This window comes from Amycolatopsis sp. NPDC004079 (assembly GCF_040610415.1).
GTDB classification, from domain to species: Bacteria; Actinomycetota; Actinomycetes; order Mycobacteriales; family Pseudonocardiaceae; genus Amycolatopsis; species Amycolatopsis halotolerans.
The window spans coordinates 1-9,828 of record NZ_JBEXMH010000135.1; the positions used below are offsets into that span (position 1 = coordinate 1).

Annotated in this window: 9 protein-coding genes; 7 read left to right on the forward strand and 2 right to left on the reverse strand. The window is 69.4% G+C overall.

Annotated features, from left to right (window positions below; all coding sequences use genetic code 11):
- The first annotated feature begins 171 nt into the window (after positions 1 to 171).
- Both ABZX37_RS48680 and ABZX37_RS48685 read left to right on the forward strand, forming a co-directional pair.
- Positions 172 to 2,271: a primosomal protein N' gene (locus ABZX37_RS48680; RefSeq protein WP_354751151.1), complete on the forward strand. Its 2,100-nt coding sequence runs from the start codon at positions 172 to 174 to the stop codon at positions 2,269 to 2,271.
- A gap of 551 nt (positions 2,272 to 2,822) precedes the next feature.
- A complete protein-coding gene (locus ABZX37_RS48685; RefSeq protein ID WP_354751152.1) occupies positions 2,823 to 3,368 on the forward strand; it encodes a GNAT family N-acetyltransferase in 546 nt (181 codons plus the stop codon).
- Between the two features lie 4 nt (positions 3,369 to 3,372).
- Here ABZX37_RS48685 and ABZX37_RS48690 read toward each other — a convergent pair whose 3' ends face one another.
- Positions 3,373 to 4,506 carry a hypothetical protein gene (locus ABZX37_RS48690; RefSeq protein ID WP_354751153.1) on the reverse strand — a complete coding sequence of 378 codons (1,134 nt, stop codon included), beginning with the start codon at positions 4,504 to 4,506 and terminating at the stop codon, positions 3,373 to 3,375.
- Entirely contained in the window at positions 4,503 to 5,570 is a 1,068-nt protein-coding gene (locus ABZX37_RS48695) for a helix-turn-helix transcriptional regulator (protein ID WP_354751154.1), read from the reverse strand. The genes ABZX37_RS48690 and ABZX37_RS48695 overlap by 4 nt, the downstream gene beginning before the upstream one ends.
- A 253-nt stretch (positions 5,571 to 5,823) precedes the next feature.
- Between ABZX37_RS48695 and ABZX37_RS48700 the strand changes: the two genes are divergently transcribed.
- The 5 genes from ABZX37_RS48700 to ggt all read left to right on the forward strand — a co-directional run bounded on the left by ABZX37_RS48700 (position 5,824) and on the right by ggt (position 9,620).
- Complete coding sequence (locus tag ABZX37_RS48700) at positions 5,824 to 6,444, forward strand: hypothetical protein (RefSeq protein WP_354751155.1); 621 nt, start codon at positions 5,824 to 5,826, stop codon at positions 6,442 to 6,444.
- Positions 6,445 to 6,478: 34 nt separating this feature from the next.
- Positions 6,479 to 7,141 (forward strand): Crp/Fnr family transcriptional regulator, encoded by a 663-nt coding sequence (locus ABZX37_RS48705; protein ID WP_354751156.1) that lies wholly within the window; start codon positions 6,479 to 6,481, stop codon positions 7,139 to 7,141.
- A gap of 71 nt (positions 7,142 to 7,212) precedes the next feature.
- Entirely contained in the window at positions 7,213 to 7,545 is a 333-nt protein-coding gene (locus tag ABZX37_RS48710; RefSeq protein ID WP_354751157.1) for a hypothetical protein, read from the forward strand.
- A complete protein-coding gene (locus ABZX37_RS48715; RefSeq protein WP_354751158.1) occupies positions 7,542 to 7,772 on the forward strand; it encodes a hypothetical protein in 231 nt (76 codons plus the stop codon). Before ABZX37_RS48710 ends, ABZX37_RS48715 begins: the two co-directional genes overlap by 4 nt.
- Before the next feature lie 39 nt (positions 7,773 to 7,811).
- On the forward strand, positions 7,812 to 9,620 hold the full coding sequence (gene ggt / locus ABZX37_RS48720; protein ID WP_354751159.1) for a gamma-glutamyltransferase: 1,809 nt from the start codon (positions 7,812 to 7,814) through the stop codon (positions 9,618 to 9,620).
- Positions 9,621 to 9,828: the final 208 nt, after the last annotated feature.

Consider the following 9,828-nt stretch of genomic DNA (forward strand, 5'->3'; position numbering starts at 1 on the left):
ACGAAGCCTCCTCTGCGGTTCGGGGGTGCTTGTCAAGGCATCTTTCCCGCCTTGACAAGCACCCCCGAACCGTCAGCACAATCAACCTTCGGGGTGCCCCACGCAACCACTAGCCCTGCAGGGGCGACGCTCACGGCAAGACCGTCGGACCAGTCTGGTAGAGATCTCCGAGTGACCAGCTCCGAACCCACCCCCCTATGGGACCTCCCGGAGCCTCCGCGCTCCACCCCGGAGCCGAAGGCCACCCCGGCGAAGAAACCCGCCCGCAAACCCCGCTCCACCAAGGGCCGGCAAACCCCAGCCCCGGAACTCCCCGTAGCGAAGATCGCGGTCGACATCCCGCTAGCCCACCTGGACCGCACCTTCGACTACCAAGTCCCGGAAAAACTCCACGAATCCGCAGTCCCCGGCTGCCGGGTCCGAGTGCGCTTCGCCGGCCAGCTAGTCGACGGCTACCTGATCGAACGCACCGACACCACGGAGTACGAACGCAAACTCGCCTACCTGGAACGAGTCACCTCCAGCGAACCCGTACTCCCGCCGGCCCTGCACGCCGTCTGCCGTTCAGTAGCCGACCGCTACGCCGGAACCCTCTCCGACGTCCTGCGCCTCGCCCTGCCCCCGCGACACGCGAAGACAGAAGCCGAACCACCCGCAGAACCGGCCCCGACACCGCCCGCGCCGGATGTTTCTGCCTGGGCCCGCTACCAACGCGGCGAAGCGTTCCTCGAAGCCGTGACCGAAGGCGGCCCGGCCAACGCAGTCTGGCAAGCCCTCCCCGGCGAAGACTGGCCCCGCCGCCTAGCCGAAGCAGCCGCCACCGCAGCTTCCCAGGGAAGGGGCGCGGTCCTGGTAGTCCCAGACCACCGCGACCTGACCCGAGTGCACGACGCCTGCATCGAACTCGTCGGAGAACAAGGCGTCGCGGCACTGATCGCCGGTCTGGGACCGGCAGAGCGATACCGCCGCTGGCTTTCCGTCCTGCGCGGCGCGGTCCGCGTAGTAGTCGGTACCCGCGCGGCAATGTTCGCCCCTGTCAAAGACCCAGGTCTGTTCGTGGTCTGGGACGACGGCGACGACCTGCACCTGGATCCGCATGCCCCGTACCCCCACGTGCGGGATGTGCTGATGGATCGGGCCCACGCAACGAAATCCGCCTTCCTGGTCGGCGGATTCGCCCGAACCGCCGAAGCGCAACTGTTGGTGGAATCCGGCTGGGCGCAACAAATCCAGGCCGATCGCACCGAACTCCGCGCCGCCGCCCCGCGCGTGACCCCGGTCGGCGAGGACTTCGACGTAGCGCGCGACGAAGCCGCCCGCGTCGCCCGCCTGCCCGCAGTCGCTTTCGAAGCGGCACGCCAAGCTTTCGCCGCCGGACTGCCGGCTCTGGTCCAAGTCCCGCGCCGCGGTTACGTCCCCGGATTGTCCTGCGGCCAATGCCGAACGCCCGCCCACTGCCGCCGCTGCGCCGGTCCGCTCGCGCTGCCCGGCGGTTCGGTGGACGGTGCCCCGCGCCCGCCCGCCTGTCGGTGGTGCGGCGTCCCGGAGACCGCTTTCCGTTGCCCCGCTTGCGGTTCCGTCCGGCTGCGGGCAGTCGTCGTCGGCGCGAAACGCACTGCCGAGGAACTGGGCCGGGCTTTCCCCGGGGTGCCAGTCCGAACCTCCGGCGCCACCGAAGTGCTGGCGACCGTCCCTGGCCGCCCGGCTCTGGTGGTCTGCACACCAGGCGCGGAACCGGTCGCCGAAGGCGGTTACGGCGCGGCGCTGTTGCTGGACGGCTGGGCGCTGCTCGGCCGCCAGGATCTGCGCGCCGCGGAAGAAACTCTCCGCCGCTGGATGGCCGCCGGTGCTTTGGTCCGTCCGGCGGCGAGCGGGGGCCGGGTCGTCGTCGGCGCGGAAGCCGGGCTGCCCGTGGTGCAGGCGTTGGTGCGCTGGGACCCGGGCTGGCACGCGAGCCAGGAACTGGAGCAGCGCCGGGAACTGGGTTTCCCGCCCGCGATGCGGATGGCGAGCGTCGAGGGGCGTCCGGCCGCGGTGGCGAGCGTCCTGGACGATCTCCCGCTGCCGGAGACCGGCGAGGTGCTCGGCCCCGTCCCGCTGGGCGATTTCGACGACGAAGGCAACGCGGAACGCGAGCGGGCGCTGGTGCGGGTGGCCCGCCGGGACGGTCGCGCCCTGGCGACGGTCGTGCGGGACGCGGTGGCCCGCCGCGACGCCCGGAAAGCGGTCGAGCCGGTGCGGGTGCAGCTGGATCCGCTGGACCTGATTTAGGCGGTGGCGCGCGGACGGTTCCGGCGCGGAAGGCGGTAGTGCTCGACCCGGTGCGGGTTCCGTTGGGGCCGTCCGGTTTGCCGCTTGGCGGAACTGGCGTCGGCACACAGTCGCGAGACGCCGCTGAAACAGGCAGCCGTTCACTGCCGCTGGCGCGTCCTGGCAACGCGGGGCGTGACCGGCCCGCGAACCGGGCAAACCGCCACGCGCGCAACTGGATCCGCTGAACCCGATCTAGTCAGCCGCTAATTCCCGCGCTGAATCCTGCTCCGGAAGCGGTTTTCCGTGCTGCTGTGCGATTTCCGTTTGAACCGGTTCGTCCCGGGGTGTATTGGAGAGGTGGAAACCGGGGGAGGGGCGCGCTCGCGCAGGGTAGCCGGTTGCTCCGTCCGCAGTACCGGGCTGCGGCATCTGCAGTCTTCGCGCCTACCCAGCGCGCACTTACTCTTGAGGCCGGGCGGCCAAGATCAGGACCGCGGCCCGGGCCGGCTCCGGGCCGGCCTCCCGCTCGCGTGTCCCGTGCCCGGTCCTGCGGACAGGAGTCGGCGTTGATGGGCGACGTCTCGATCCGGCCGGCTGAGCAGGCGGACCTCGCGGCGCTGGCGGGGATCCTCGGCGACCAGGGGTTCTTCGAGGACCGGTTCACCCGGCAGGCGAAGGGGCTCGGCGTCCTGTTCACCGCGTGGTGCTCCGCGCGGCCGGTCGGCGCCGTGTACCTGTGGCTCGAAGACGCCGAGGAACCGCCGATCCGCGGCCATCTGCCGGGCGTTCCGCTGCTGACTCACCTGGAAGTCGCCCCGGAAGCGCGCAACCGCGGCATCGGCGCGGCTCTCGTGCACGCGGCCGAGGACTATCTGGCCGGCCACGGCCACGCCCTCGGCGCGCTCGCGGTCCGCACGGACAACACCCGCGCCGCCCGGCTGTACCGCCGCCTCGGCTACCGAGACTGGGGCCACGGCACCGTCGTTTGCTACGCGGAGCACGTTTCGCCCGACGGGCGCACGATTTCCGAGGCCGAACGCTGCCATGTCCTGGTGAAGGGGCTGCCGGACGACCGTCCCGCGCCGCTGGCCGGCCGCACGTGCGGCGAGCGGTGAACCTTCAGGACTTGTGCACGAGCTCCGAGATCCCCAGCGTGTCGAAGGCGGCGTCCGGATCATCCTGCACCCCATGCCGCGCACGCCACGACTGCAGATGCGTTTGCCACGTGTCCCGGTCCCGCTGCCAGGCGCGCAGATACCGGACGCACAGGTCCGGCTCGATCAGCAGGCTGCGGCCGAGCGCGGCCTTCAGCGCCGCGATCATCCGGGCCTCGTACGCACCGGTCAGGTACGGCGCGTCCTGGACCTGCTGAAGCGTGGTGCTGATGAACGCCCGACGGCTTTCCAGGAAGCTCGCCCAGTGCTCAACTGTCGCGTCGGCGATGCTCATGCCGTTGTCCAACAGGCAGTAGAGGCCTTCGGCGAGAGTGTCGCCCAGTTCCTCCGACCGGGCCCGCATGGTGTCGCGGTAGGGGTCGTAGTCGTCCTGGTGCGCGAAGCCGGTGACCGCGGTGGCACGCAACCCGGTGCCGCTGAGGAGAAAGAACCAGTCCTCGTTGTAGATGTCCGGGAAGAACGAGGAGAACGCGTCGCGCCCGACCGCCAGCGCGCCGCCGCCGACGAACGTGTCCTGCTGTCCTCCGGAGTCGTGGTAGGCGTGGCAGACCACGGAGTTGTCCCGCATGCCGGTGTTGGCGAGGCCGACGGCCGCGTATTCGTCGAGCAGGCCCGCGGCGGCGCGCAGATCGCCAGGCTGCGAAAGGTGGATGTCGTCGTCGAGGAAGAGGATGCGCTGCCATCCGGCGAGGTCGGCGACGAGCACGCCGAGGTTGCGCTTGAAGCTTGTGTCAGTGCGCCGCGCGAGGCGTTTCGCCTGTAGCAGCTTGCTTGTCGCGAAGGTGGGGACGGTGGGGAGGCCGGCGACTTCGTCGGTGTCGATGGCGCGGACCCGCGCTCCCGCGCGCTTCGCGGCGAGCACCGCGTCGGTCGCCCGAGCGCTCTTGCTGCACAACAACAGGACGGTGGCGTCGACCTCGCGGGCCGCGCGGAAAGCGTCCTTGAGGTAGGCGGCGGGGCGGCCGTTCGGCACGACGATCGCGTCCAGCTGGGCCTGCGGCGCATCCTCGGCGGCGACGTGATGCAGCAGCCGCTGGTGCGTCGTGTGCTGCGCCGGCGCTGCGACGGTCGCGGTCATGGGAGGCTCGATTCTGGCCACTCGTGCAGCCGGTTTTCTTGCAGGGTCCAGTCGGGGGTGAGCCCCTGGTTGTCGAAGACCGGAACCCGGCTGATGATGCTGAAGGAATCCGCGCCCGCGAAGCGCCGGTCGAGGTAGGCCTGGTTGCGGTCGCGGAAGCGGCGGTCGGTCAGCGCTCGTACGGCCCCGAGGGTGCCGCGGCTGTACATCCCGTTGCACACGGTCACAGTGCGCTTGCGGTTGAGCGGGCTGACCCCGTGGTAGAAGTGCGCGACGTCTTCGATCAGAGTGCCGTCGCGCAGTTTGGCGCTGAACAACCGGGTCGTCCCGTCCTCGCGGGTCACCTCGAAGCCGCTTTCCAGCTGCTCCTCGTCGCCCTGGCGGCTGATCTGGCGGACCGGCACGTCGACGCGGTCGAGCAGCGCGCGGGTCTGCGGGTTCCAGTCGACGCCGCCGAGCAGCACCAGGTGCGCGGTGTACTCGTCCGCCGACAGGGTCGTGTTCTGGTCGGTGGTGCGGAAGGTGACGTTGCTCGACGGGTTGCACGCGCGGATGTGGCCGTAGAGCTCGAGCAGCGCGTCCGGATCGGCATAGGTGTAGAGGTTCACGAAGTCCGGGCTGGACGGGTCGGTGTAGGTGATGCGGTACTTCTCCGGAAGCTGCGCGCAGACGATCACGATGTCCTGGTTCGGCGGGAAGTGCCACAGGCTCGAGGGGGCGAAGACCGGCTGGGCGGGCGGGTCGTCGAGGTCGCCGCGCAGTGCCTGCAGCTCCGCGAGCAGCTCCTTGCGGACAGTGTGCTCGTCGTCCGTCAGGTTCTCGACGTCCAGGAGATGAAGCTTGGGTCCCTGCACCGAACGGCGGGTGGCGAAGAAGGTCGCGTACGCCTCGAGCCGCGGCGGCGGGGGCGTCACCGGCTTCGACACGTTCTCCCACGACGACAGCAGCCCGGTGCTGACGCCGAAGGCCTCGGCGAGCTGCTTCTGGGTGAGCACCACGTCGGACCAGCTCTCCTTGCGCAGGGTACGCAGGCGAGCGGCGAGCGCGGGGTTGGGCTGAGACACGACTTCAGACCCTTCAGTGAAGTTCAGTCAGACGTGAATGGCGGGGATTCTACACCCGGGACGCCGGGGTGGCCGGACGGGCCGGGGTGGAGTGTCGGCGAGCGTTCAGGGGTTGCCAATCTCGGACCAGACCCTGGGCTGAACGAAAGATGTCGTGTGCGCGACACCATTGTTTCAGTCCGGGCCCACCCTTATAGTAGCTGCTGTGAAAGTCTACTAGATTTCAGTAGCTTCCTGAAATAGGGGGGCGGTCATGGACACCTCAGCAGTACAGGCACCAGTACACCGAGCCATCGTGGTGGTCGACATCGAAGGGTCGACCACCCGTACGAACCCGGCTCGGGCCGGGCTCCGTTCGGTCCTGTTCGACCTGCTCGACGAGGCGTTCCTGGCCGGGGGCATCACCGAGCAGTTCCGGGACCCGTTCATCGACCGGGGCGACGGGGCGCTGTGCCTCGTCCGGCCGGTCGACGAGGTCCCGAAGACGGTGCTGCTCGCCCGCGTCGTGCCCGCGCTGACCGAACTGCTCGCCCGGCACGGCGACCAGGATCCCGAACTGGCCTTCCGGCTGCGCGTTTCGGTGCACGCCGGCGAGGTGCACTACGACACGCACGGGCCCTACGGCGAGGACATCGACATCGCCTGCCGGCTCCTCGACGCGGCCGATCTGAGACGCAGGCTGCGCAGCTCCTCCGGCCCGCTCGCGCTCGTCGTCTCGAACGCGATCCACCGCTCGGTCGTCCGGCACGGCTACGCCGGGATCGACCGCAGCTCTTTCACCCACGCCTTCCACGTGCGCGTCGGCGGGCAGCGGACACGGGGCTGGGTCCGCACCACCGACGCCGTCCGGCCGGGAGCGGGACTGATCGCCTGAGCGGTCCGGCCGGCGACGAGGAGGGTGGACCGCTGTGGAGACGATCGGGTTCTGGCCGGCGCTGGGCGCCGCGGACCGCGCGAAGTTCGAAGAGCTTTCCGTCCGCAAGGCTTACCGGCGCGGGGACGTCCTCTGCCGCGAAGGCGAGCAGGCCTCGGTGGTGCTTCTCCTGCTGACCGGGCACGTCCGGATCACCAACGCGACGCCGGACGGGCGCGAGGTCGTGATCGGCGTCCGCGGCGCGGGCGACGTGATCGGCGAACTGGCCGTGATCGACGGCGGACGGCGGTCGGCGACAGTGCAGGCCCTCGACGAACTGGACGTCCTGGTCGTGCCCGCCGCGCGGTTCGTCGCGCTGTGCCGGCGCGAGGCGGCGATCTCCTGGGCGCTGCTGCAAGTCCTGGCCGACCGGATGCGCGACGTCGGGCGGCAGTGGCTCGATCTCGGCGGCGGGACGAGCACCCGCCGCGTGGCCGCGCAGCTGATGCAGCTGGCGGTGCAGCACGGCGTGCGGCGCGGCACGGACATCGAGGTCTCGGTGCCCGGCACGCAAGCGGAACTCGCGATGACAGCGGCGATTTCGCGCGAATCGTGGGCACGGGTGACGCGGGAACTCCGCCGCCAGGGGGTGATCAGCACCGCGCGCGGCCAGGTGACCATCCACCGGCTCGCGGAATTGCGGAGGCTCGCCCGCTGAACGTGTCAGCTGACACAGATCTCCCGGCTCCGCCGGGGTTTTCTGGATACACACCACCGAGGGAGGCAGTCATGGAACCGTTTCTTCCCGCTCCTCAGCCGGTTCGCTGGCGTCGGGGGGTGTACGCGGCAGCTCTGGTCGTCCCGTTCACCGTCGCTCAGGTGTGGGCGCTGCTGGTGCTGCTGAGTTTCGAATCGCTTCACGGGCTTGTCGCGCAGGCGTTCCTGGTGATCCTCGCCGGCTCCCTGATCGCGACGGCCGCGGGCTGGCGCTGGGTGTGGCAGCTGGGTTCGGAGCGCAAGCGCGTTCAGGCCCGTGAGGAACTGCGCAGGCGGGCGTACGAGAACATGCGCGAATTCGGGCGCGAAGACCTTCGCGAACCGCGGATACAGGTGCGGATATGACCACCGTGCTGGCCGCCGCGCAAAGCGGCGGGCAAGGCGTGCCGGCCGGGGTGCTGGTGCTCGCGCTCGTGGTGCTGGTCGCGCTGATCCGGGTGCTGCGCTGGATCGCCGGGCTCGCGGTGAAGCTGGCCGCGTCGGTCGCGGCGATCGCCGGACTGGTCGTCGGGGCGGCGGGCGTCGGCGGGCTGGCGACCCTGACCGCGGTGGCGATGGCGGCCGCGAAATGAGTGTGGACACCGGTTCTGCCGCGGGGCAGACTCGCCCGCATGCCCACGACCGGAAAGCGAATCCTCGCGGTGCTCTCCGTGGCCGCTCTGGTGTCCACGGCCGGGGCGGCCAGCGCCTCGGCCGCCGTTCCCACTCCTAAATCGCCTGTCGCGACCGGCTACCTCGGCGCGGTGTCGAGCATCGACGCCGACGCCACGGCCATCGGCACGCAGGTGCTGCGCGGCGGCGGCAACGCCGTCGACGCGGCGGTCGCCGTCGCGGCCGCACTCGGCGTCACGGACCCGTTCTCGGCCGGCATCGGCGGGGGCGGGTTCTTCGTGTACTACGACGCGAAGACCGGCAAGGTCCATACGCTCGACGGGCGGGAGACCGCGCCCAAGACCGCGGACGAGAACCTGTTCGTGGAGAACGGCAAGCCGTTGCCGTTCGCGGATGCGGTGACCAGCGGGTTGAGCGTGGGGGTGCCCGGTACTCCGGCTACGTGGCGTGACGCGTTGCGCAAGTGGGGGACGCGGTCGCTCGCGCAGTCGATCGCCCCGGCGGAGCGGTTGGCGCGCAAGGGGTTCGTGGTTGATCAGACGTTCCATGATCAGGTCGCGCACAATGCCGGGCGGTTCGCCGCGTTCCCGTCCACCCGGTCGTTGTACCTGCCGGGCGGTCAGCCGCCGGCGCCGGGGACGGTGTTCCGGAATCCTGATCTGGCCGGTACTTACGGGGAGTTGGGGCGGCGGGGGACGGATGCGTTGTACCGGGGGGACATCGGGGCGGATGTCGCCCGGACTGTTCAGCGGCCGCCGGTCGATCCCGCTTCTTCGCTGAATGTTCGTCCGGGGAAGCTTTCTCTGGGGGATCTTGCTGCGTATCGGGCTATTGAGCGGGAGCCTACGCATACTGAGTACCGCGGGTTGGACGTTTACGGGATGCCCGCGCCTTCGTCCGGCGGGCTTACCGTGGGCGAGGCTTTGAATATTCTGGAGAATTACGATCTGCGCGGGGCCAGCAAGGCGGACTATCTGCAGTATTTCCTGGAGGCTTCGCGGTACGCGTTCGCTGATCGGAACCGATGGATCGGCGATCCCGCAGTGGTCGATGTTCCGGCTCGGGAGTTGCTCAGTCAGGAGTTCGCGGACAGCCGGGCTTGTTTGATCTCTCAGGACCACGCTGCGACTAGCCCGGTCGCGCCTGCCGATCCTCGGCACCCTCAGCCTTGTGGCGCTGGTTCTGTGGGGGCGCCTACGCCTTATGAAGGGGAGAACACTACTCACCTTACGGTGGCGGACAAGTGGGGGAATGTTGTCGCTTACACCCTTACCATCGAGCAGGAGGGCGGTAGCGGGATTGTCGTGCCTGGGCGCGGGTTCCTGTTGAACAACGAGTTGACTGACTTCTCGTTCGTGCCCGTTACGCCTGGGGTTCCGGATCCTAATCTGCCTGGGTCTGGGAAGCGGCCTCGGTCTTCTATGGCTCCTACGGTGGTTTTGCGGGACGGGAAGCCGTTCTTTGCTACTGGGTCGCCTGGGGGTGCGTCGATTATTACTACGGTGCTGCAGGTTTTGCTGGGGCGGATTGATCGCGGGTTGTCGTTGGAGGACGCTATTGCTGCTCCTCGGGCTTCTCAGCGGAATTCTGCCAAGGCGGATGTTGAGGCTGGGTTCTTGGCTCAGCCGGAGGTTGCTGATTTGCAGCGGCGGGGGCAGGTGTTTTCGTCTTCGCCTGCGGAGATCGGGGCTTCTACCGGGGTGGAGAGTTTGCGGGACGGGCGGTGGATTGCCGCTGCTGAGCCGGTGAGGAGGGGGCAGGGGGCTGCTGAGGTTGTGTTGCCTTGGCGGTGGCCTGGGGGTCGGTGATTCGGCTCGTCGCCTGGCGGCGACATTGCGGCCACGGTTGCGTGGGGCACCCCGAAGCTGAGTGTGACGACGGACGGCGGGTGCTTGTCAAGGCGGGAAAGATGCCTTGACATCCCGAGCCGGGGCCGCGCGAACTGCTGGTGAAAGTGTCCGCGGTGACGGTGAACCACGTCGACACCTTCATCCGTTCCGGCGCGTATCCCACCGA